25 protein-coding genes are annotated in these 20,879 nt (G+C 41.8%); 2 read left to right on the top strand and 23 right to left on the bottom strand.

All coding sequences use genetic code 11. The annotated features are described in order from the left end of the window. Positions 1-33 precede the first annotated feature (33 nt). Together CFS60_RS00440 and pyrR are read right to left on the bottom strand one after the other, a co-directional pair. Positions 34-1,305, bottom strand: coding sequence for a solute carrier family 23 protein (locus CFS60_RS00440; RefSeq protein WP_088808634.1), 1,272 nt, complete (start codon positions 1,303-1,305; stop codon positions 34-36). Between the two features lie 117 nt (positions 1,306-1,422). Beyond that, positions 1,423-1,968: a bifunctional pyr operon transcriptional regulator/uracil phosphoribosyltransferase PyrR gene (gene pyrR / locus CFS60_RS00435; protein ID WP_088808633.1), complete on the bottom strand. Its 546-nt coding sequence runs from the start codon at positions 1,966-1,968 to the stop codon at positions 1,423-1,425. Positions 1,969-2,212: 244 nt separating this feature from the next. Between pyrR and CFS60_RS00430 the strand changes: the two genes are divergently transcribed. Beyond that, complete coding sequence (locus tag CFS60_RS00430; RefSeq protein WP_088838681.1) at positions 2,213-2,473, top strand: hypothetical protein; 261 nt, start codon at positions 2,213-2,215, stop codon at positions 2,471-2,473. Here the strand turns inward: CFS60_RS00430 and CFS60_RS00425 are convergent. The 21 genes from CFS60_RS00425 to CFS60_RS00325 all read right to left on the bottom strand — a co-directional run bounded on the left by CFS60_RS00425 (position 2,463) and on the right by CFS60_RS00325 (position 20,080). Beyond that, complete coding sequence (locus CFS60_RS00425; RefSeq protein WP_088838680.1) at positions 2,463-3,104, bottom strand: hypothetical protein; 642 nt, start codon at positions 3,102-3,104, stop codon at positions 2,463-2,465. The two genes, CFS60_RS00430 and CFS60_RS00425, sit on opposite strands and share 11 nt — an antisense overlap. Before the next feature lie 187 nt (positions 3,105-3,291). Next, on the bottom strand, positions 3,292-4,191 hold the full coding sequence (locus CFS60_RS00420; RefSeq protein WP_088808630.1) for an RluA family pseudouridine synthase: 900 nt from the start codon (positions 4,189-4,191) through the stop codon (positions 3,292-3,294). Then, complete coding sequence (lspA, locus tag CFS60_RS00415; protein WP_088808629.1) at positions 4,188-4,658, bottom strand: signal peptidase II; 471 nt, start codon at positions 4,656-4,658, stop codon at positions 4,188-4,190. Before lspA ends, CFS60_RS00420 begins: the two co-directional genes overlap by 4 nt. Before the next feature lie 60 nt (positions 4,659-4,718). Then, positions 4,719-6,008: an NCS2 family permease gene (locus tag CFS60_RS00410; protein ID WP_088808628.1), complete on the bottom strand. Its 1,290-nt coding sequence runs from the start codon at positions 6,006-6,008 to the stop codon at positions 4,719-4,721. A 96-nt stretch (positions 6,009-6,104) separates the two neighbouring features. After that, positions 6,105-7,025, bottom strand: a complete 921-nt coding sequence (locus CFS60_RS00405; RefSeq protein WP_088838679.1) for a metal ABC transporter substrate-binding protein — start codon at positions 7,023-7,025, stop codon at positions 6,105-6,107. After that, positions 7,022-7,855 (bottom strand): metal ABC transporter permease, encoded by an 834-nt coding sequence (locus CFS60_RS00400; protein WP_088808626.1) that lies wholly within the window; start codon positions 7,853-7,855, stop codon positions 7,022-7,024. The genes CFS60_RS00405 and CFS60_RS00400 overlap by 4 nt, the downstream gene beginning before the upstream one ends. Before the next feature lies 1 nt (position 7,856). After that, positions 7,857-8,570, bottom strand: a complete 714-nt coding sequence (locus CFS60_RS00395) for a metal ABC transporter ATP-binding protein (RefSeq protein WP_088808625.1) — start codon at positions 8,568-8,570, stop codon at positions 7,857-7,859. A gap of 140 nt (positions 8,571-8,710) precedes the next feature. Further along, a complete protein-coding gene (locus CFS60_RS00390) occupies positions 8,711-9,124 on the bottom strand; it encodes a MarR family winged helix-turn-helix transcriptional regulator (RefSeq protein WP_088838678.1) in 414 nt (137 codons plus the stop codon). Between the two features lie 25 nt (positions 9,125-9,149). Beyond that, on the bottom strand, positions 9,150-10,625 hold the full coding sequence (locus CFS60_RS00385) for a S41 family peptidase (RefSeq protein ID WP_088808623.1): 1,476 nt from the start codon (positions 10,623-10,625) through the stop codon (positions 9,150-9,152). 428 nt (positions 10,626-11,053) lie between these two features. Continuing rightward, positions 11,054-11,260: a copper ion binding protein gene (locus CFS60_RS00380; protein WP_088808622.1), complete on the bottom strand. Its 207-nt coding sequence runs from the start codon at positions 11,258-11,260 to the stop codon at positions 11,054-11,056. A 12-nt stretch (positions 11,261-11,272) separates the two neighbouring features. Next, a complete protein-coding gene (locus CFS60_RS00375; RefSeq protein WP_088838677.1) occupies positions 11,273-13,486 on the bottom strand; it encodes a cation-translocating P-type ATPase in 2,214 nt (737 codons plus the stop codon). A gap of 14 nt (positions 13,487-13,500) precedes the next feature. Continuing rightward, on the bottom strand, positions 13,501-13,797 hold the full coding sequence (locus CFS60_RS00370) for a metal-sensing transcriptional repressor (RefSeq protein ID WP_088808620.1): 297 nt from the start codon (positions 13,795-13,797) through the stop codon (positions 13,501-13,503). A 109-nt stretch (positions 13,798-13,906) separates the two neighbouring features. Next, the gene (locus CFS60_RS00365; protein ID WP_088838676.1) at positions 13,907-14,725 is read right to left on the bottom strand and encodes a D-alanyl-D-alanine carboxypeptidase family protein; all 819 of its coding nucleotides are present in this window, start codon (positions 14,723-14,725) and stop codon (positions 13,907-13,909) included. 69 nt (positions 14,726-14,794) lie between these two features. Continuing rightward, positions 14,795-15,493 (bottom strand): purine-nucleoside phosphorylase, encoded by a 699-nt coding sequence (gene deoD, locus CFS60_RS00360; RefSeq protein ID WP_088838675.1) that lies wholly within the window; start codon positions 15,491-15,493, stop codon positions 14,795-14,797. Between the two features lie 13 nt (positions 15,494-15,506). Continuing rightward, the gene (locus CFS60_RS00355; RefSeq protein ID WP_088815129.1) at positions 15,507-15,737 is read right to left on the bottom strand and encodes a YozE family protein; all 231 of its coding nucleotides are present in this window, start codon (positions 15,735-15,737) and stop codon (positions 15,507-15,509) included. 84 nt (positions 15,738-15,821) lie between these two features. Further along, positions 15,822-16,727, bottom strand: coding sequence for a Gfo/Idh/MocA family protein (locus tag CFS60_RS00350; protein ID WP_088825300.1), 906 nt, complete (start codon positions 16,725-16,727; stop codon positions 15,822-15,824). A 55-nt stretch (positions 16,728-16,782) separates the two neighbouring features. Next, positions 16,783-17,220 (bottom strand): peptide-methionine (R)-S-oxide reductase MsrB, encoded by a 438-nt coding sequence (gene msrB / locus CFS60_RS00345; RefSeq protein ID WP_088808615.1) that lies wholly within the window; start codon positions 17,218-17,220, stop codon positions 16,783-16,785. A gap of 6 nt (positions 17,221-17,226) precedes the next feature. Continuing rightward, the gene (gene msrA / locus CFS60_RS00340) at positions 17,227-17,760 is read right to left on the bottom strand and encodes a peptide-methionine (S)-S-oxide reductase MsrA (protein ID WP_088808614.1); all 534 of its coding nucleotides are present in this window, start codon (positions 17,758-17,760) and stop codon (positions 17,227-17,229) included. A 26-nt stretch (positions 17,761-17,786) separates the two neighbouring features. Continuing rightward, the gene (locus CFS60_RS00335) at positions 17,787-18,413 is read right to left on the bottom strand and encodes a YpmS family protein (protein ID WP_088808613.1); all 627 of its coding nucleotides are present in this window, start codon (positions 18,411-18,413) and stop codon (positions 17,787-17,789) included. 14 nt (positions 18,414-18,427) lie between these two features. Further along, positions 18,428-19,222: an SGNH/GDSL hydrolase family protein gene (locus tag CFS60_RS00330; protein ID WP_088838674.1), complete on the bottom strand. Its 795-nt coding sequence runs from the start codon at positions 19,220-19,222 to the stop codon at positions 18,428-18,430. 18 nt (positions 19,223-19,240) lie between these two features. Then, positions 19,241-20,080: a DegV family protein gene (locus CFS60_RS00325; RefSeq protein ID WP_088808611.1), complete on the bottom strand. Its 840-nt coding sequence runs from the start codon at positions 20,078-20,080 to the stop codon at positions 19,241-19,243. Between the two features lie 155 nt (positions 20,081-20,235). Here CFS60_RS00325 and CFS60_RS00320 point away from each other — a divergent pair, with 155 nt between their 5' ends. Then, the gene (locus tag CFS60_RS00320) at positions 20,236-20,868 is read left to right on the top strand and encodes a hemolysin III family protein (RefSeq protein ID WP_088808610.1); all 633 of its coding nucleotides are present in this window, start codon (positions 20,236-20,238) and stop codon (positions 20,866-20,868) included. Positions 20,869-20,879: the final 11 nt, after the last annotated feature.

Raw genomic sequence — 20,879 nt, 5'->3', positions numbered from 1 at the left:
CTCTTTTAGATTTTTCCAAAAGAGGTCTTACATTTACGCGTGTTTCTTCTCGGGAATGACTAAGTTTAAAATAATCCCAACGACAGCTGCCATCGCCATTCCAGTAATTTTCACGGAATTGATTTCTACGAAGAAGCCACCGATGCCGATAACGAGCACGACAGAAGTAATAATTAAGTTGCGGTTAATATTTAAATCGATTTGGTTGTCAATCATCATTCTAAGCCCACTTGAAGCAATAACACCGAATAACAGGAACGAAATCCCGCCTAGAACAGCTTGCGGTACAGATGTGATGATAGCGTTGATGTAGCCAATAAAGCCGAATAATACAGCGAACACAGCCGCCCCGCCAATGACGAAGACGCTATAAACCCGTGTAATCGCAAGCACACCAATGTTTTCCCCGTATGTCGTAACAGGAGGCCCACCGATAAGCGACGCAATAACAGAAGCCGTTCCGTCCGCAATAAGCGAGCGATGTAGCCCTGGATCTTTAAAGAAATTTCGGTTCGTAATTTTGTTTAAAACGAGTTGGTGCCCCATATGCTCAGCCATCGTGACGAATGCAAGTGGCGCCATACTAATGATGACCGTTGCCGTTACAACCGGGTCAGCATCAATAAATGGAATTGTGAAATCTGGAATTTGGAACAAACTAGCTTGTTTGACAAGTGAGAAATCAACGAGACCAAATGGAATGCTTACAAGGTAGCCAACGAAGAAGCCGAATAAAATCGGAATCAGTCCGAAAAATCCTTTGAAAGCAATCATTGCAATCACTGCGGCCATTAACGTAATCAGCGCAACAGCAACTGACTGGAAGCTATAATCGCCACCACTACTTGTTCCCATCGCCATAGCAGCAGCATTTGGTGCAAGGCTAAGCCCGATAACCATAATTACTGGTCCAACTACAAGTGGCGGCAAGACTTTTTGAATCCATTCAACACCTGCATAGTAAACAATTAAAGAAATAATCGCATACACGACCCCGACGGAAAACGTTCCGACCATAACCGAGCCCGGCGAATCTGCCAACATAAACATCGTGAGTGGCTGAATGAATGCAAATGAGGAACCTAAGTAAGCGGGAATCTTGCCGCGTGTAATTGCTAAATACGCGAGTGTCCCGAGCCCACTCGATACAAGGGCGACGCCGGGATTCATTCCTGTCACACTTGGTACAAAAATGGTTGAGCCAAACATCGTAAATAGATGCTGAATACTTAAAACAATCCATTTATTCCAAGTAGGTTTTTCGTGTATATCAAGTACTGGCTTTGCTTCGATTTGTTCTGACATTTTTTTCTCTCCTTTAATTAAAAAACTCCCTGCGCTAGGCAAAGAGTTAGAAAGGTAGAGTTTGGCTCTACGACTCCACTCTTTGCTAGCCTCTCTGGACTGCATTTAAAAAGTGTTTTATTTGAGTATCATGATGGCATCTTCGTCCGTATCTACTTCAGAAAGATGCACTTCAATACGTTCTTCTTTTGAGGTCGGCACATTTTTCCCGACAAAATCGGCGCGAATTGGTAGTTCTCTGTGGCCACGATCAGCGAGCACCGCAAGCTCAATTTGCTCCGGACGACCAACGTCCATTAGCGCATCCATCGCCGCACGCACCGTTCGCCCCGTGTATAGCACATCGTCCACTAAGACAATCTTTTTCCCTTCTAAGGAAAATGGGATTTCCGAGCCGTTTACAGATGGTTCCCGCGTTTCTGCGTTTTTAAAACTTAAATCGTCGCGGTAAAGCGCGATATCGACTTCCCCGACAGGCACTGCCACGCCTTCGATTTCCTGAATGCGCGCTGCAATTCGTTTAGCAAGGAAAATGCCACGCGTTTTAATCCCAACGAGCGCTAAGTTTTTTGCGCCTTTGTTGCGCTCAATAATTTCATAGCTGACACGAGTAAGGGCACGCCCTACTGCTGCTTGATCCATGACGACTACTTTTTCAGCCATAATGTCCTCCTTTACATATAAAAACCCTTCACCAAAGCGGCGAAGGGTATACGTATCATGCGTATAGGGAAATACACTTTTCCCGTACAAAACGTTTACCTTTTTAGCCTCTCTGGACTACCTTTAAAGGTGCTCTTTAACTTCCTTCAGCTTACAGGAAAAAAGAATATGTGTCAATGCTTTTTACCTAAAAAAATAAATTCATGTTATAATGATGAAAGAATAAAGTAAAGGAGTGGCATTTATGGCTAAATCTAAAGCAAAAATACAGCGTGAAAAGCTCGTGCGCGAAGGTCGCCTAAACCCAGAAATAAAACGCAGTCCTTTCCACACACTCGACTTATCCACACGCAAAACAAAAACCAAAAAAGATGCGTTGTATCAAAACAAATATAAAAACCATTCTTTGGGTGATGAAAAGAATGGTTTTTATTTTGCAATTAAATTGTTGTTTTTGTGTATTTGGAAAGGAGAAGGAAGATACTCCTTTTCGCCTAAAATGTAACCTCCATACTATCAGGAGCATTCGCACTTGTAAGGTTTTCAAAATACCAGAAGTACACATTGTCACCATCTAAAGTAATTGGAATAACTTTTGTTGCGGCTTGCCCGTCTATTTTTAATTTTGGTGTATTTATTGCTTTAGAAATTCCCCATTGCAACTTCGTAGTTTCTGGACTTAAATTAAAAGTTTGTTTTGGATTGTTCATTTTAATGGCTAGTTGAATCATTTCTACATCTGATAGTTTTGATTTTTTCTGTGAATCCAGCTGCGCCTGCCAGACAATTTGTGTTGCATTTGTTGGATTTGAATACTGTTCTTGTCCTGAGTCTAATTTTAATTGGTATTTATACACTGTTATCGTATCTTTATTTTCATAAGAAGATTTGAAAAATATGATTTGATGATTGTCGTCTTTTAAAGATAATAATTGCTCACCCAAACTATCTTTATCAAGAGCAACCGAGAAGGTATTATTTGCAGTAGCCTTATCAATAGATGGATAAAATTTCACAACATTTTCTTCATTTTTCTTCTCCTCTCCCTTCAGAGATTCAGCTGTATTTGAACAGCCCATTAAAACAAAGAAAATGCTTAATGAAATTTTTAAAAAAGCTACATTTTTTTGATTCATATTATGGCCTCTTTTCATTATGCAATTGCGCATGCTTGATTCCAGTCACTCTTAATCGCTCCCTACTTTAACACCATTTTATCTTAAAATCCGCCGTCCCTTTTATCGCTGTGCACTTCCCCCCCAATATAACACAAAACTCTCGAACAAAAAAGAGCACCACGAAAGCACTCTTTTCCAAAAATATTCAATTTGATTCGCGTAATGTTGCGAGGGTTTCGTGAAAAACGTCTGGTAATGGAGCTTTAAAATGCAGGCGCTCGCCCGTTTTTGGATGTTCAAATCCTAACTCACTTGCGTGCAAGAATTGGCCGTTGCCTTTTAACGTGTTTTTTGGTCCGTATTTCGGGTCGCCGGCAAGGGGGTGCCCGATGTATTTCAAATGAACGCGGATTTGATGCGTCCGGCCAGTATCTAGTTGGCATTTTATAAGCGTGTAGGCACCAAATCGTTCGACGACTTCAAAATGCGTGCGCGCTTCCTTGCCGTCTGCAACAATTGCCATCTTTTTGCGATCTTCTTTTGCTCGTCCAATCGGCGCTTCAATCGTGCCCTTTTGGTGCTTAATATCACCATGGACGAGAGCCAAATAAATCCGGTCGCTCGTCTTGTTCTTCAGCTGTTCTGAGAGCGACTCGTGTGCCGCGTCGTTTTTCGCTACCATTAGAAGCCCCGATGTATCTTTATCGATACGGTGAACAATGCCAGGACGGACGACCCCATTTATTCCCGACAAATCCTTACAATGATAAAGTAGCGCGTTCACAAGCGTACCGGACATGTGGCCCGCTGCCGGGTGAACGACCATGCCTTGCGGTTTATTCACGACCAAAACATCTTGATCTTCGTAATAAATATCGAGTGGGATATCCTCTGCTTCCGCAACAAGTTCTGTGACCTCCCGAATTTGGTAGGTGATAACGTCGCCCGTTTGCACTTTATAGTTCGCTTTGACGCTTTCGTTATTTACAAGAACATCACCCGACTTTAGCATCGATTGAACAAGTGAACGGCTTAAATCGGTCAGTTCACTAAGTGCCTTATCTAGGCGGGCGCCTTTCATTTCTTCAGTAATTTCAAGCTTCATGAATTCGTTCCTTTCGTTTTGCGATCATCTAAGAAGACGTAAATAAGCATGAGCACTACCCCAATTGATAGCGAGGCATCCGCAATATTAAAAATCGGAAAATGATAGCTTCCCCACACGGTGGCAATGAAATCCACGACTTCCTGATGCAATAATCGGTCAATGAAATTCCCTAAAGCTCCGCCTAAAATGAGCGCCAAGCTAACAGAAAATAATGTGTGACCTTTCGCATACTTTTGCATAATATAAACAATAATGCCGACAACGATAACAGTAATAATGTAGAAGAGCCACATTTTTCCTTCTAAAATGCTCCAAGCAGCTCCGTTATTTCGGTAACTTAGCCAGTAAAGGAAATTAGGAATCACCGTAATTTGTTCCCCGATTTCCATATTTTGTACCACTAGCCATTTTGTAAATTGGTCGACAATTAAAACGGCGACCGTGATGAGATAATAATAGTACATCTATTCTCCTCTTTTCCAAAAAGAAAAACCACCCATCGACTGGGCAGCTTTTCCGAGTCATTATATCCATTGTAAAATATATTGCGCTAAAAATAAAGCCGCAATCACATACATCACAGGCGAGATCTTTTCCTCTTTTTTTACAAATAAATGTAAAATGGGGTACGCGATAAAGCCTGCGGCAATTCCGTCCGCGATACTGTAGGCGAAAGGGATAATGACAATAATGAGTAGGCTTGAAAAACTATTCGCAGGATTTTTTAAATCCATTTCTTTTAATTCCTGTACCATCGACATCCCGATGATGATTAGAATCGGTGCAACCGCGCTGTTTGGAATAACTGAAAGGAATGGCATTAAAAAGAGCGAACATAAGAACAAAACACCCGTTGTAACACTTGCAAGGCCTGTTTTGGCGTTGCTTGCAATCATCGAGCCGCTTTCAAGTGCGGAAACCGTTGGACTTGTTCCGAAAATCCCGGATAAAAACACGGTCACGGAACTCGCTTGAAGCACTCGTGGTAAGCGTTCCTCATGTTTTAATTGCCGCACTTGACCGTATGTCAAACCGACCGTTTCAAACACGACAACCATCGTTAGAGAAAATACGCCAGACCAGAAGGCCACTTCCGTTATGCCGGAAAAATCGAGTTGCAAGAACACGTCTTTAAACGGTGCGAGGCTAAGCGCGCTTCCGCTCACTTTTCCGTTTATGCCGAAGAAATAGCCAATGATCGTTCCGATGAGTAGGCTGACTAAAAAGCCGCCTGGCACTTTGCGAATGACGAGAATCATCGTTACAAGTAGCGTGAGTATGGTCGCTAAAACGGCGGGGTCATCTAATTTACCAAGCGCTAAAATCGAATGACTGCCACGCGTTACAATTCCGCCTTTCTCTAAGCCAAGTAAAATCAAGAAGAACCCTAATCCAACTGTTATAGCTTGCTTCAAGACAAGTGGAATGGCTTCATTTAATTTTCGAGCCAAAGGGGTAAAAGCAAGCACCATAAAAATGATACCGCTCACGACAACGACAGCGAGCGCTTGCTCGAATGAAAGCCCCATCGTGTTTACTAGGCTGTATGCAAACAGCGCATTAATCCCCATACCGGGCATTAAAATAAGCGGTAAGTTTGCCCAAAAGCCCATTAGAAAACAGCCTACTACGGAAATGAAAATCGTTGCGATGACAACGCCCTCGTAACTCATTCCTGCCTCACTCAAAATCGAACTGTTGACAACAATGATGTACACAACGGTGAAAAAGCCAATCATGCCAGCTAAAAGTTCAGTGCGAATTGTCGTACCTTCCTTCTTTAGCTGAAACATTTGTTCAAAAACTTTTTTCATTTTTCTTCCCTCTATGAAATTGTCCCTCTCCCAACCCACAAGGATACGCCTTGTCACAAGATAAAATTATAGCAAAGAACTGGCTAAAAGTAAACGCTACTTCGCGAGTCCGCCGTGTATCCGCTCAAAATTGAGTTGCATCATTTCCAAATACGAGTCACCCGCTGTCCCGTTTTTCGCTGTTGAATCAGTAAACAGTTTGGCAACAATAGGGACGTCCGTTTCTTTGGAAACACTTTCCATGCTTCGCGGATCCACGCTCGTTTCAACAAATAAGCTTTTCACATTGCGCGTACGAATGGTCTTAATAATTTGGCGCATCTGTTCCGGAGTTCCTTGACTTTCAGTATTAATCTCCCAAATGTAAGCCGCAGAAAGTCCGTATCTTTCAGCAAAATATTTAAACGCTCCCTCACTTGTTACAAGCGTCTTCTGATTCTCATTCAAATCACCGAAAGCAGCAAGGCCTTCCGCATCTAGTTTCTCCAATTTGGCAATATAGTCCTTAGCCCGTTTTTCGTAATAAGCTTTATTATCAGGATCTTTTTTGGAAAGTGCCTTCTCAATGTTTTTCACATAAATAATCCCGTTTGATACATCTAACCAAGCGTGTGGATCCGTTTCACTCTCCTTCCCCTTTTCCGTCAAATATTTCGGTTTTACACCTTCACTCAAAACTGTCGCATCGTCTTGCGATTTCCCGGCCGTTTCAAGCATCTTCGTAAACCAGCCATTGCCCGTTTCAAGATTTAAACCGTTGTAAAAAATAACATCCGCATCCGTTGCTTTCTGAATGTCCTCCGGTAACAAATCGTATTCATGCGGATCTACGCCTGCCTGCACAATGTTATATAAATCAATTTTATCTCCGCCAACATTTTTCACCATATCTGCTAAAATCGAATACGTGGCGACAACTTGCAATTTGTCAGTTGATTTTTTTTTATCGCTAGCCGCACCGCACGCACCAAGCACGACCAAAGCGAGGAAACTCGCAAATAAAATAACGCGTTTCATCCTAAAACCCCTTTCTTTTTAACTAAAATAAGATTTTTGCTTATAAAAATGATGATAAATAAAAGCGTTGCCGTGAGTACAATGGTTGCGCCGGAAGCCAAGTTATAGCGATAGCTTAAAAACAGCCCAATCACAGAACTCACTGCACCGAATGAAGCAGCCAGAAAAATCATCGTCTTCAGCCGGTGGGTGATTAAATACGCTGTAGCAGCTGGCGTAATGAGCAGTGCAACGACGAGAATAATCCCCACTGTTTGCAGCGCCGCAACCGTCACGAGCGTGAGCATCAACATAAGAAAATAGTGCAAGAAGCGCGTGTTATAGCCATATGTTTCGGCCACAACCGGATCAAAAGAACTGATAAACAATTCTTTGTAAAAAAGGCCAATTAATGTGACGACAATGGCCGCAATTCCAATCGTCAGCCACATGTCTGATGAACGTACAGCGAGTACATTCCCAAACAAAATGTGATACAAATCCGTGCTGCTTTTCGCAAGCGTAATTAAAATAATGCCTAGTGCAAAAAAAGCACTAAATACGATTCCAATCGCCGTATCGCTTTTAATCGTACTTTTCTGGTTCACAAATCCAATCCCGAACGCCGCCAAAATACCGAATAGCACCGCCCCAAAGAAAAAATTAATGCCTGCCATATACGAAATCGCAACGCCTGGTAACACCGCATGACTAATTGCATCCCCCATCAGCGACATACCACGCAAAATGATAAAACTACCAATGACGCCGCACACAATTCCTACCGCAACAGACGTAAGCAATGCTTTTTGTAGAAATTGGTATTCAAATAATCCTTGAACAAATTCCATTTTATCCGCCCCTCACCATTTGAACCTCATAAGCTCGTTTAATCATCTCGTCTGTAAAATGAGCCTCAACAGGTCCAGCTGTAATTAATTTTTTATTTAGTAAAATAATCTCATCGAAATATTCTGCTACTTTATGAAAATCATGGTGAACAACGACAATTGTTTTGCCAGAGTCGCGCAGTTTTTTCAGCAGTCCCATAATAAATCTTTCACTCGTCGCATCAATTCCCGCAAAAGGTTCATCTAGCAAAAAAATTTCCGCATTTTGTGCTAGCGCTCGTGCAATAAAAACGCGTTGCAATTGTCCGCCAGATAATTGACCAATTTGTTTCTTTGCATAGCTTTCCATTCCAACTTGTTTAAGCGCCTGATGCGCCCGCTCTTTTTCTTTCTTTCCGGGCTTTTGCATCAACCGCAAACTTGGATAGGTTCCAAGCAGAACCGTTTCTTGGACAGTTATAGGAAAAGTTAAATCGATTTCACTACGTTGCGGAACATAAGCAATTTTTTGTTTCACTTTTATAAGCGCCACATCCGAAATCATCACCTCTCCTGCTTCACGCTTCACGAGCCCCATCATCGCTTTTAGTAACGTCGATTTCCCAGCCCCGTTAGGCCCAATAATTCCCGTTAATTTTCCAAGCTTTATCGCAACACTAATATCGTCCAACACAACTTTATCTTCGTATCGAACCGTGATATTTGTAATATCCATAAAATCCTCCTCTTTCCCAAAAGACTTTTTTTGAACTAAAACTAAAATTGTTTCCTTTGACCAACTTTTATTTTAGTATAATCGAGACATTTTAAAAAGGCAAGGTTTTTGTATAAAAAAGAACCTCACATACGTGAGGTTCAATCAATTGAGTCCGCTAACTTTTTTAATAGCCGTTTAAATTCTTCTTGTTCGGCATCTGAAAAGACAGCGAAGCGTTTTACAATTAATTCGCGTTTTCGTTTGCTGACTTCCTTAACAATTTTCTCCGCTTCGTCAGTGAGTGAAAGCAAAATGATGCGTCTATCTTCTGTTAAACGATTGCGCGTAATAAGCGAACGAGCGACTAGCACATCCGTGAGTGATGTAATGTGGCTCGCCGAAACGTCCAGTTTTCTAGCTAAATCACTCGTTTTATTAACACCACTACTAATCAATCTCAAGACGCGGTATTCACCGCTGCTCATTTTTTTGTCTAAAACAGATTCAATATCATGGCGAAAACTGCTGAATACTCTTTTGACGGCTGCTTCAATTTCTAAATAGTTATCCACTTCAATATCCTCCTGTGTGTATCTCTTATTTGGTCATCGCTTTTGCGGCATTTAATTGCGGATCGTTTTCCTTCAGTTGTTTTTGAATCAACTCCACTAACTTGTCCGTCGTTTTCCCAGTCATAATGCCTGTTTGTTCCAAATCATTATCACGTTGGAAGCGTTCCACTGCATAGGCGGTTTCGGTTGTGTAAAGCCCATCAACATCGCCAACATTGTAGCCAAGCGCTTTTAGGAGTTCTTCAATGGTCTTAACATTATCGCCAAAATCATTGATTGTATATTTCTCGCTGCTAGGCGGAACTGTTGCTGTCGCATAAGCTGGCATGCTGATGACCTTATCAGGCGTAATTCCTTTTTTATGGATCCATGTGCCGTTTGGTGTGAGCCACTTCGCAATGGTTAGTTTAATCGTTGACCCGTCCTCGATAGTTTTAGCTGTTTGGACCGTGCCTTTTCCAAAGGACTTCGTACCAACGATTTGAATATCCCCTGATTCACTCGCTGCTGCTGCTAAAATTTCCGATGCGCTTGCGCTACCATTATCAATCAATATCGTTGTTGGCACTTTTACTTTATAGCCATCATTTGCTGAACTGTCTGCTGTAATGGCTGTTTTCTCGCCATCTTTGTCCTCTTCTTGCACAACCACTTTCCCATCTGGAACGAACATACTAGCAATACTTACCGCTTGATCCAGCAAGCCGCCTGGATTTCCGCGCAGGTCCATAACAAGACCTTTCATGCCGTCTTTATCAAGTGATTTCAATGCTTTTAAAAGTTCTTCAGATGTATTCTCAGAGAAAGTACTGATGGTGACGTGCGCAATTTTATCGTCGCCCATTTCTTTATAAACCGTTTCAATCGGAATTTCTGCACGCGTGATTACCACATCAAAAGGCTTATCAACACCAGGGCGTTGAATAGTAAGTGTTACTTTCGTGCCTTTTTCCCCGCGGATTTTTTTCGTTGCTTCCGTGGCAGTATCACCTTTGACTGATTTCCCGTCTACTTTTAAAATAATATCTTTTGGTTTAATACCCGCTTTTTCAGCTGGAGAATTTTTAATCGGTGAAACGACCATGATGTTTCCGTCCTGCTCTTGAATTTCAGCACCGATTCCTTCAAAGCTTGAGCTAATCGAATCATTGAAATCCTCCGACTCTTTTTCTGTCATAAAAGTTGAGTAGGGATCATCTAGCGAATTTATCATCCCTGTAATCGCTCCATCAACTAAATCTGCTGAATTCGTGTCTTGGTAGAAGTTTTTCGTAATCTCGTCGTACGCTTCATATAATTTTGTAAACTCTTTACGTTCTGGAATGGAAACTTTTACTTGTTTATCTTCCCCAAGTGACATCACAATCGTTGTAACAAGCGCTGTCACGAACACAAAGGCAAATAAAAGCATAATAAATGGAAATGTCTTTATTTTAATATAGCCATGTCCTGGCTTCTGTTTTTTCGAGTTATTCTCATCTTGTTGTTGGTTTTGATCCATCAACCTTCACCACTTTCTTTATGTATAGCAACTTTCATTTACTATCCTAACTTTTTTATTTTAACAGTTTTTCCCCGTTTATGGTATCCTTTTCCATTGAAATAATTGTAATAAGCTTACAATATAAAAAGCGCAATCAAAAAAGATTGCGCTCAGCTTGTAGAAAAACTCTAAACTTTAAGCCAAACAAAACGTACCACGCACAATCAGACTGATGACAAATGGTGAGATTCTTACGCATTGCCGAGTACCGCACCGGAGCGTACTTGAGTACGTGATGACTGAAAACAGGAAGGGCGTAGTTTGCCCGACCATGTGAGAAGTTAGGCGAAGCGGAGCGGAACGGAGGCTTTAACGACGAAGATTGCTGTTTGTCATCAGTCTGAGCGCAATCAAAAAAGATTGCGCTTTTTATGTTGCCTTCGCGATTAAACGACTTCATAGCCTGCTTCTTCAACAGCTTCCGCCATTTGTGTTTGGGTTACTTTGCTAGCATCAAAGCTAACCGTCGCAGTTCCTTCTTCAAGTGAAACTGTGGCTGCTGAAACACCAACTAATTCTCCTAGCGCTTTTTCAACGCGCGCTTTGCAATGATCACAGCTCATTCCTTCAATTTCTAATACTTCTTTTTCCATACTAATCTCCTCCTAATTTTTAAATTTATATCTTTTTAGTCGCAGTGCGTTACTGACAACAGATACGGAACTAAACGCCATGGCAAGTCCTGCAACCCATGGGGCAAGTAGCCCAAGGGCTGCAATTGGAATACCGGCACAATTATAGGCTAACGCCCAAAAGAAGTTTTGTCGAATGTTTCGCATCGTAGCACGGCTAAGCTCAACGGTTTCTGGAATGAGCGTTAAACGATGGCCAACAAGCGTTACGTCACCAGTTTCAATTGCTATGTCGGTACCTGTTCCGATGCTAATTCCTACATCAGATGCGGCAAGAGCTGGGGCATCATTTATACCATCGCCAACAAAGGCTACGACATGACCTTCATTTTGCAGTTTAACGACTAACTCACTTTTATCCCCAGGGAGTTGTTCTGCGAAAAAGCCATCAAGTTGTAAGGCGTCAGCCATATTTTGAACGACAACGGTTTGGTCACCCGAGGAGACAAAAGTTTTAATCCCTTGCGCCTGCAAGCTTCGAATCGCCTGAACCGCTTCTGGACGAGCTACATCAGATAACGCGAAAGCACCCGCAAAAGTTCCTTCAATCGCCATTAATACGACCGTTTTCCCCTCTTGCATAAAGGATTCAACTTGTTCGCGAGCATCCTCAGAAAGCTCCGTTATCGCCTGAATATACCGGTAAGAACCGAGCTCCACTTTTTGACCGTCCATGACACTTGACATGCCGTGGCCTGCTTTTGCGCGAACGCGACCAATTTCAACGCCGTCCGTTTGAACACCATCTTCAGCGAGCTTACGATTTATCGCCATCGCAATTGGATGTTCACTTTGCGACTCAATTGCGAGCGCATATTTTAGAAAGCGTTCATCGGTACTAAAAACATCCGTCACATTTAGCTTGCCTTCTGTAAGCGTACCTGTTTTATCGAAAATAATCGTGTCAACTTTCGACGTGCGTTCAAGATGTTCGCCACCTTTGAATAAAATACCATTTTCAGCGCCTTTCCCAGTTCCAGCCATAATGGCGGTTGGAGTCGCTAGGCCGAGCGCACATGGACAGGCGATGACAAGCACGGCGATAGCGACTTCAAGCGCGTGACTCAACTCGCCGCCAACTAAAAGCCAAGTAATAAACACGACAAGGGCGATTCCTAAAACTACGGGGACAAAAATACCCGAAATTTTATCGGCAATTCTTTGGATGGGCGCTTTCACGCCTTGAGCCTCTTCTACTAATCGAATAATTGATTGCAAGACGGTTTCTTCCATTCGTTTCGTTACGCGAACTTGCAAGGCACCATCAAAATTCACCGTACCACCGATGACGTCGTCGCCTGCTTTTTTATTCACGGGGACTGGTTCTCCGGAAATCATTGACTCGTCGATACTCGTTTCGCCGGATACAATAATACCATCTATGGGTATTTTTTCGCCCGGACGAATGACTAAAATATCCTCTAGGCGGAGCTCTTCAAGCGGTACCTTCCATTCTTTTCCGTCGCGAAGCACGTTCGCTTCTTTCGATTGAAGTTTTAGTAACCCTGCGATGGATTCCGTCGTGCGTGAAGTCGCATAGCTTTCGAGTAGTTTCCCAAGCAAAATGAGCGTAATCAGAATCGCACTCGTTTCAAAATAGTAATGCGGCATATCTGTTTGTCCTGTCATTTGCAAAATGTACTCGACAAGGCTGTAAAAATAAGCTGCGCTCGTTCCAAGTGCGACGAGAACATCCATATTCGCGCTTTTCCCCCGAAGTGCTTTGTAAGCTCCGTCATAAAAACGATACCCAATAATAAACTGCACAATGCTGGCTAAAACGAGTTGAACTGTCGGGTTAATGACGTTCATCACAGTGTGGGCAAAGCTTGTCGTAGCAAGCCCGGGAATATGTGAAATCATCGTAAGTAAGAGCGGAAGCGAAAGAATCGCCGAAATGACAAAACGCCAAACTTCTTTTTGGAAATTCTTCGCTAAAATTTCGTCTTTTTCGGCTTTGGACATTTTTTCTTTCGCATCATATCCTGCGTGCTTGACAACCCCAATCAAACCATCTGGCGAAATCACGTCTGGGTCATAGTAAACCGCCGCGCTTTCCGTTACCAAATTGACGTTCGCCTGCTTAACGCCATCTGCTTTATTTAATGATTTTTCAACGCGCGTCGAGCAGGCCGCACACGTCATACCAAATATATTTAAATCTTGCCGAATGTATTTCTCCTCCATTTAAAACACTCCTTTTACGTTTTGGAAAATTGGCGTATCGTTTGGACCAAATCATCCAAAACTGCTTCGCCGTCGCCCTGACTTGCAGCGTCCATCACGCAGTGCTTCGTGTGATGCTCAAGCACTTCTAGTCCAACTTTTTTTAGCGCCGAATTCGCCGCCGAAATTTGCACGAGAATATCCGTACAATACCGATCATCTTGCACCATTTGTTGAATTCCACGAATCTGTCCTTCCACGCGCTTTAATCGATTTAAAATTTGCTTTGTTTCCTCCGAATCGCGCGGAACAATTGGTTTATCCATATTCATGCGAGCCCCTCCTTTTCCGATTTACAATTACTATTATACCCCCTACAGGTATAAAAGCAAGTGTTTTGTTCAAAAAAAAAGAATCATGATACATCATGATTCTAAAAAACTACTTCGCACTAGCCGCCTGAACTTCCTTATCCAAAGTTTCTACGTGGTCAAAAAATTCTTCTAGCGTCCAGTTATTTTCGTAAATAATTTTAGCCGCATCTACACCCACATAACGGAAATGCCAAGACTCATATTGATATTCTGTAATGGCTTCCTTGCCTGCTGGATAGCGTAAAATAAATCCATACTGATGCGCATTTTCTTTCGCCCACTTGCCTTCTGGTGTGGCGCCAAAGCCTTCGCTTAAATTGAAATCCGCACTTTTAGATGAAATATCCATCGCGAGCCCCGTTTGATGTTCGCTAGTTCCCGGATAAGCCACAGCCTCGCGCGCCTTAGCATCACCTTTCGCATTTACTTCGGCTTGGAAAACTTCTTGTTGGCGTTTATAAGAACGATACCCCGATACGGCATATAAATCGTACCCAGCCTCTTTTGCTCCTTGGAACATTTTCGAAAGACCTTCCGCTGCCTCTTTTCGCATATGCGCTTTTTCAATAGAAGTATCTCCGAATGAGAAAGCGACATCAGGCACGACTAAGTCGGCTGGTGCGTACGTTGGTTGCATCGAGTATTTCTTATTCGCTAAAATTAAAAGATTATCTTCATTTTCAATATACGTAATGCCATTTTCCACTTTTGTCTGATTTTGCTTATCAATAAACGGATAAAGTGGATCTTTTTTTAATTTTTGCAGTTCCGTATTTTGTGTAACTTCGTTTGTCGGTGCATTTACTTGCTTTTGCGAATCAACATCATGAACAGTTTGTACGATGGACACACAAATCGCAAGCGCTATGCCAATAATTGTATTCATGTGAAATGATCAACCTTTCTGAATAACTGCACAATGCCCCCATCAGCTTTTTAAGTTCTAAATTTCGTTTTAGCGTGTAGCGGAAAGCGCCACTTCAATCATATCATCGAAAGTCGTTTGGCGTTCTAATGCCGTTGTTTCTTCCCCAGTAAAAATATGATCGCTAACGGTTAAAATTGCTAACGCACGACGATTGTATTTTTGAGCTAGCGTATAAAGTGCAGCGGCTTCCATTTCAATCCCAAGCACACCATAATCCGCTAATTTTTGTTTATCAAGCTCATCATTGTAGAAACGGTCAGATGAAAAGACATTGCCAACTTTAATTGATAAGCCTTTTTCAACACCTGCGTCATACGCTTTTTTTAGTAAGCTAAAATCTGCAACAGGTGCAAAATCAACACCCTCAAACGTATTGCGATTAATTTGTGAATCAGTAGAAGCCGCTTGAGCAATGACTACATCACGTACTTTGACGTCTTTTTGCATGCCGCCCATTGTACCAACACGAATTAAATTTTGCACGTCATAACTTTGAATGAGCTCATTCACATAAATCGATATCGACGGTACACCCATTCCTGTTCCCATGACGGACACTTTTTGCCCTTGATAAGTTCCTGTAAAACCAAGCATCCCGCGAACATCATTAAATAAAACTGGCTTTTCAAGAAAGCGCTCCGCAATATGTTTCGCACGTAAAGGATCTCCTGGCAATAAAATACTTTCGGCAATTTCACCTTGTTTTGCTGCAATATGTACACTCATCTTACTTTCCTCCTTAGCGGTTTTTTTCTTCGTCTAACAAGTACTCGTCCCAAAGTTCATCAAAAGTCGCCATACCATTTAAATAAGGCGCATTTAACTCTAAATAATCACTTAAAGTATGATAATTTTTCGCTTGTTTTGGAAAACTATGATCTTTATAAGCCGCATTCGCAAAATTTGTCTTTGCGTCCTGCTTTACTGGATCCCGATAAGTCATTAAAAAATGGTAAAAAGATCGTCCCAAATTCGTTCCCTCCATCTTGTTTTTCAACTTTTACTATAGAGGATTTTCGCGAAAAGGTAAAGCTAAATTGTAAAAATGATGAAATCAGCGCTCAGATAGCTTTTTCAAGATTGCTTCACAAATTTCGTGGGTTTCTAGTGCGTCATCTTTTGAAATTGGTTCTGCCGCACCGCTTCTGACAGCATCTAAAAAGGCATGGATAATCGATACGAAGCCGCGTTTTGCGAGCGTTCCTTCCCAATCTGCATGGCGCACTAGGCGCGTTTCGATGCCGGTTTGAATCGTTAGTTCCGTCAAATTGGCGACGGTCCATTTTCCGTTTTTCGTCATCAATTCAGCTTTTTCTTCGCTGACACCGCTATTTCGGTTCATGATGGCCGTTGCGTTTTTCGTTTCGCCCTTGAATTGTACCGTTACACTCGCTAATAAGTCTCCGTCAAACGTACCGTAGACATCAAAATCCTGAATTTTTTCCCCTAAAAGAAAACGAACCGAATCGATAACATGAATGAAATCGTCATAAATGAACGTTCGCGCCTCACCTGGTTGGTTCGGGCGATTTTTTTGAATGACAATCATATTGGCATCTGGAAGCTCTTTAAGCGTTTGATAAAACGGCACAAAGCGGCGATTGAAGCCCGTCATAAACAGCGTCTTTTTTTCTTTTGCAAGTGCTGTCAATGCGCGCGTTTCCTCGATATTATCCGAAATCGGTTTATCAACATATACGGAAATCTGATTGTCTAAAAGTTGGCGAACGATTTCTGGATGACTTGCCGTTGAACTATGTACAAATGCGGCTTCAATACCCGCTTCAATGAGCGAATCAATCGACTGATGAATATGCGGAAAGCGATATTTATCGCTAAGCTGTTTCAATTTCAACGAATTTCTTGTATAAAGATGAATTTCAACATTTTCCATTTCTGCAAAAACTGGCAAATACGCCTTTTGTGCAATCCCACCTAACCCAATAATTGCGACTTTCATTCTAGCACTCTCCTTTAAAAGAAGGCCCTTTAGAATATCCAAAGAGCCTCCTGATTTATTCAAACAGTTTTTGATATTCTGCATAACCTTCTTTTTCCAAATCACTTCGTGGTACAAAGCGAAGCGCTGCTGAATTAATGCAGTAGCGCAAACCACCACTTTCCCGTGGTCCATCTGTAAACACGTGTCCTAAATGGGAGTCGGCTTCTTTTGAACGAACTTCTGTCCGTCGCATGCCGTGACTCGCATCAAATTCTTCTGCGATTTCTGCCGCATCAATTGGCTTTGTGAAGCTCGGCCAGCCGCAACCCGCATCATATTGATCTTTGGAAGAAAAAAGCGGCTTTCCAGATACGATATCCACGTAAATACCTTCACCAAAATGATTGTAAAATTCATTTTCAAACGGGCGCTCCGTTGCGCTTTCTTGCGTCACTTTATATTGTAAATCCGTGAGTTCGCGTAGCCTTGCTTGTTTTTTCTCATTATTCATAGCGTATCACCCTTCCCAGTGTGACTGAATAAACTGATCACGGCCAGATGCATTTCGGTAGCCCTTATAATGACGCGCATCTTTTTTATAAAAATCTTGATGGTAGTCCTCTGCCGGATAAAACGTTTCAGCCGGTACAATTTCCGTTACAATCGGTTTTTTAAAACGACCACTTTTGTCTAAAGCTAGTTTTGATTTTTCGGCAATAGCCTTTTGTTCAGCATTATGGTAAAAAATTGCTGGCCGGTAGGAATCGCCGCGGTCAACAAATTGGCCAGTCGCATCAGTTGGATCCGTTTGCTGCCAGTAAACCTCGACTAATTTATCATAAGGAAAAACTTCTGGATCAAACGTAATTTCAACCGCTTCCGCATGTCCCGTCTTACCGCTACAAACTTCCTCATACGTTGGATTTTCCGTAAACCCTCCCGTATATCCCGATACAACTTTCAAAATGCCCGGTTGCGTGTCAAAAGGCTTCACCATACACCAAAAACAACCGCCTGCAAATGTCGCTTTTTCTAAATGTTTTTCCGTCAAAATTATCACCCTTCCTACCAAAAAAACTATTTCACTGGTACTAAAAGTGTAAACGAAATATCATCTTTCTTCAAATTTAGCGCATCGACACGAACTTTCGTATCCCCTTTTAATTTTAAACGATCGAGTGCAAGATAGATTGTTTTCTTTTTCGGAATCACCGTCACCCAATCAGGGAATTTATATTCCTTGTTCACAAAACTCATCACAGAAGAAACCGGCAGCGGCAGCGCACCAACCGACATACTTTTAAGCGTGAGTAGCACATTTCCATCGTCCACTACTTTTGGGGAAAAATTAAGTGTCAGCTGGATCGGTTCATTAAACAGTTCCGCTTCCGCTTGGAAAGTCACCGTGTTGCCAACATAAACGTCATAGCCAATATCATCATCATTCGTAAAATCATCAATGTACGTCGCAATCAGCTTATTTAAATCCGCTTTCGTCGTACTCGTTTGAAACTCCACATTCTTTTTATTGCTAATTAAAGCCGGCCCACCAGATTCAGTAGGACTTAAAACGAAAATCGACAAATAAATCCAAATGAAAAATCCGCCAATAAGAAGTAATAACGCCAAACAAATGATTTTCCAATAATTTATTTGCCGCTTTAAATCCGCTTTCGTTTCATTATTTCGCTTGCTCCGCTCCAAACCAATCACCTTTCTTATTTTGGAATTTCCCCGTCTTGTATCGCTTGATTTATGCTTCCATAAAGCTCAGCCGCCATCTTTTCATAGCCTTTATGATTCGGATGGAAATAATCACCCGAAAGTAGCGGGTTCGGCTTGTCCATATTTTTCTTTTCGCGATTTTCAATAACATTCGCAACTGGCACAAAAATAACGTCTTGTTCGTCTGCAACAATTTTTTCAGACCCTTTATTCCAACTCGAAATAATCGTATCCAGTTGTTTAATTTGGCTGAAATATGTGGTGTACGGATTATAAATCCCCACTAAAAAAACAGGCGCATCTGGATTTAAGGTACGGATTTCTGAAAAGAGGGTGACTAATTGCTTTTGGAAATTTTTTTCCGCTTTCGTAAAATCACTTACTTGTGCTTCAAGTAAGCGCGACTTGAGGATTTTCATGACATCATTTCCCCCGATTGTAATTGTGACGACATTCGCCTTTTTTAAATCGGAACGGAAATCCTCATTTTCATCCAAACGTTTTAAAAGCTGATCAATTCGGTTGCCCGAAACGCCATAATTATACGTTTTGACGCTTCTGACATCCTCATTTTGTTTCAGTTCTCGCTCTAAAATCCCGACATAGCCGCCATTTTTCTCTTCATCGCCAATGCCCTCCGTCAAGGAATCGCCCATCGCGAGCAATCGAATTGGCGTCTGTTCCGCAATCCTTTTTTGCTCCATATAATCTTTCAAATAAAATCCGCCTAGAATCCCCGCAACAATGACAAATACGGCGACTAAAAGCCAAATCCATTTTTTCTTCATCTATCTTATTCACTCACTTCATTCAGTATAGTACATAACTGCAAAAGCGCCGTTTCCTGCATGCGTTGCCACAACTGGGTCGGCATTAAAAATCGGCATTTTGCTAAGCTGTAATATTTCCATCGCCTGCGCTTTGAACTCCTCGGCCATTTTAAGACCATTCGCATGTTCAATATCCAGCTCGACAATTTTTTTCGACTCCGTTTTAATCACATCAAATAAATACGACATGATTTTTTTGTTGCTTCGTAATTTAGCCTCTTCTTCTAGCTGGCCATTTTTTAAACGCGCAATCAATTTAATGTTTAACAGACTACCTAAAATCCCTTGCACTTTCCCGACGCGCCCACCTTTAATAAGGTTTTCAAGCGTCACAACGACAATATAAAGTTTCGTTTTCGACCGAATTTCCGTCATGCGCGCCGTAATTTCCTGAACCGAAGCATCGCCAGATTTCGCCAATTTAGCTGCCTCAAGCACTTGGAAAGCTTGGCCTCTTGCGATATAATCCGTATCAACAACGGTCACATTTCCTTCAACCATTTCGGCAGCTTGTCTAGCCGTATTCACCGTTCCACTTAATTTTTCCGTTAAATGAATGGATAAAATATCGTAACCTTCAGCAATATATTTTTCATACATCTCAACAAAATTCCCAATTGCGGGTTGAGAAGATTTTGGTAAACTTTTTGACGAACTCATTAAATCCATAAAAGCTTCCGGTGTTAAATCGGTTAGCGGATTATATATTTTCCCGTCAACCTCTACAGACAACGGTAAAACCGCAATCCCCCACTCGTTTTGTTCTTCAACTGAAATACATGCTGTAGAGTCCGTAATAATTTTTATTTTCCTCATACTTTCATCACATCCAATTTTCGCTTGATACTCCCTATTATAACGTTCAATTGGCTATTAGGATAGTCATATTAGGAAAATCTCAGAAAACTCTTTTCATTCTAACATTTTTGCCGTAAGATAAAGGTATTACAAAAGAAAAGTTTGGTGATAAAATGAACACGATTTCCTATAATTTTAAAGAAGAACTCGCGAACGCCATCACGCACGGTATCGGCTTTTTACTTAGCATTCCAGCCTTTATTTTACTCGTCCTATATGGCGTAACGAAAAATGATCCTCTCTATTTAACCAGCTTTCTCATTTACGGCATCTCGCTTATGGTTCTTTATCTTTGCTCCACACTACTGCACAGTTTTAAGCCATGCAAAGCGCGCAAAATTTTCAACATTATGGATCACGCATCCATCTACTTACTAATCGCTGGCACCTACACACCGTTCGTTTTAATCACCTTAGAGGGCGCACTCGGCTGGACGCTCTTCGGCATTGTCTGGGGGCTTGCACTTCTCGGCATTACGTACAAAATCTTCTTTTTGGAAAAATGGCGGGTTCTGTCAACCATCGTTTATGTCATCATGGGGTGGCTCGTTTTAATCGGCATTAAGCCGCTTTATTCCGGCCTTAGTGCAACTGGTTTTTGGCTTCTCGCTACTGGCGGCATCATGTTCACGATTGGCGCTGTGCTTTACAGCTTTCCAAAAATCCCGTACATGCATGCGATTTGGCACCTATTTGTCATCGCTGGCACAACCTTTATGTATTTCTGTATTTTGTTTTATGTATAGAAAAACGCCAC

It is taken from the genome of Listeria sp. ILCC792 (genome assembly GCF_900186135.1).
Taxonomy (GTDB): Bacteria; Bacillota; Bacilli; order Lactobacillales; family Listeriaceae; genus Listeria; species Listeria goaensis.
The sequence above is the reverse complement of the archived record's forward strand: the minus strand, read 5'-3'. Positions and strand labels throughout refer to the sequence as shown.

Bases quoted from the DNA above. Each gene is read 5' to 3' on its own strand.
- CFS60_RS00395 (WP_088808625.1), bottom strand. From the start codon at position 8,570: ATGGATATTACAAATATCACGGTTCGATACGAAGATAAAGTTGTGTTG.
- CFS60_RS00420 (WP_088808630.1), bottom strand. From the start codon at position 4,191: ATGAAGCTTGAAATTACTGAAGAAATGAAAGGCGCCCGCCTAGATAAG.
- CFS60_RS00405 (WP_088838679.1), bottom strand. From the start codon at position 7,025: ATGAAACGCGTTATTTTATTTGCGAGTTTCCTCGCTTTGGTCGTGCTT.
- pyrR (WP_088808633.1), bottom strand. From the start codon at position 1,968: ATGGCTGAAAAAGTAGTCGTCATGGATCAAGCAGCAGTAGGGCGTGCC.
- CFS60_RS00430 (WP_088838681.1), top strand. From the start codon at position 2,213: ATGGCTAAATCTAAAGCAAAAATACAGCGTGAAAAGCTCGTGCGCGAA.
- CFS60_RS00440 (WP_088808634.1), bottom strand. From the start codon at position 1,305: ATGTCAGAACAAATCGAAGCAAAGCCAGTACTTGATATACACGAAAAA.
- CFS60_RS00425 (WP_088838680.1), bottom strand. From the start codon at position 3,104: ATGAATCAAAAAAATGTAGCTTTTTTAAAAATTTCATTAAGCATTTTC.
- deoD (WP_088838675.1), bottom strand. From the start codon at position 15,493: ATGAGTGTACATATTGCAGCAAAACAAGGTGAAATTGCCGAAAGTATT.
- CFS60_RS00375 (WP_088838677.1), bottom strand. From the start codon at position 13,486: ATGGAGGAGAAATACATTCGGCAAGATTTAAATATATTTGGTATGACG.
- CFS60_RS00350 (WP_088825300.1), bottom strand. From the start codon at position 16,727: ATGAAAGTCGCAATTATTGGGTTAGGTGGGATTGCACAAAAGGCGTAT.
- CFS60_RS00410 (WP_088808628.1), bottom strand. From the start codon at position 6,008: ATGAAAAAAGTTTTTGAACAAATGTTTCAGCTAAAGAAGGAAGGTACG.
- CFS60_RS00380 (WP_088808622.1), bottom strand. From the start codon at position 11,260: ATGGAAAAAGAAGTATTAGAAATTGAAGGAATGAGCTGTGATCATTGC.
- CFS60_RS00325 (WP_088808611.1), bottom strand. From the start codon at position 20,080: ATGAGGAAAATAAAAATTATTACGGACTCTACAGCATGTATTTCAGTT.
- CFS60_RS00370 (WP_088808620.1), bottom strand. From the start codon at position 13,797: ATGAATATGGATAAACCAATTGTTCCGCGCGATTCGGAGGAAACAAAG.
- CFS60_RS00365 (WP_088838676.1), bottom strand. From the start codon at position 14,725: ATGAATACAATTATTGGCATAGCGCTTGCGATTTGTGTGTCCATCGTA.
- CFS60_RS00385 (WP_088808623.1), bottom strand. From the start codon at position 10,625: ATGGATCAAAACCAACAACAAGATGAGAATAACTCGAAAAAACAGAAG.
- CFS60_RS00400 (WP_088808626.1), bottom strand. From the start codon at position 7,855: ATGGAATTTGTTCAAGGATTATTTGAATACCAATTTCTACAAAAAGCA.
- lspA (WP_088808629.1), bottom strand. From the start codon at position 4,658: ATGTACTATTATTATCTCATCACGGTCGCCGTTTTAATTGTCGACCAA.
- CFS60_RS00320 (WP_088808610.1), top strand. From the start codon at position 20,236: ATGAACACGATTTCCTATAATTTTAAAGAAGAACTCGCGAACGCCATC.
- CFS60_RS00330 (WP_088838674.1), bottom strand. From the start codon at position 19,222: ATGAAGAAAAAATGGATTTGGCTTTTAGTCGCCGTATTTGTCATTGTT.
- msrB (WP_088808615.1), bottom strand. From the start codon at position 17,220: ATGAATAATGAGAAAAAACAAGCAAGGCTACGCGAACTCACGGATTTA.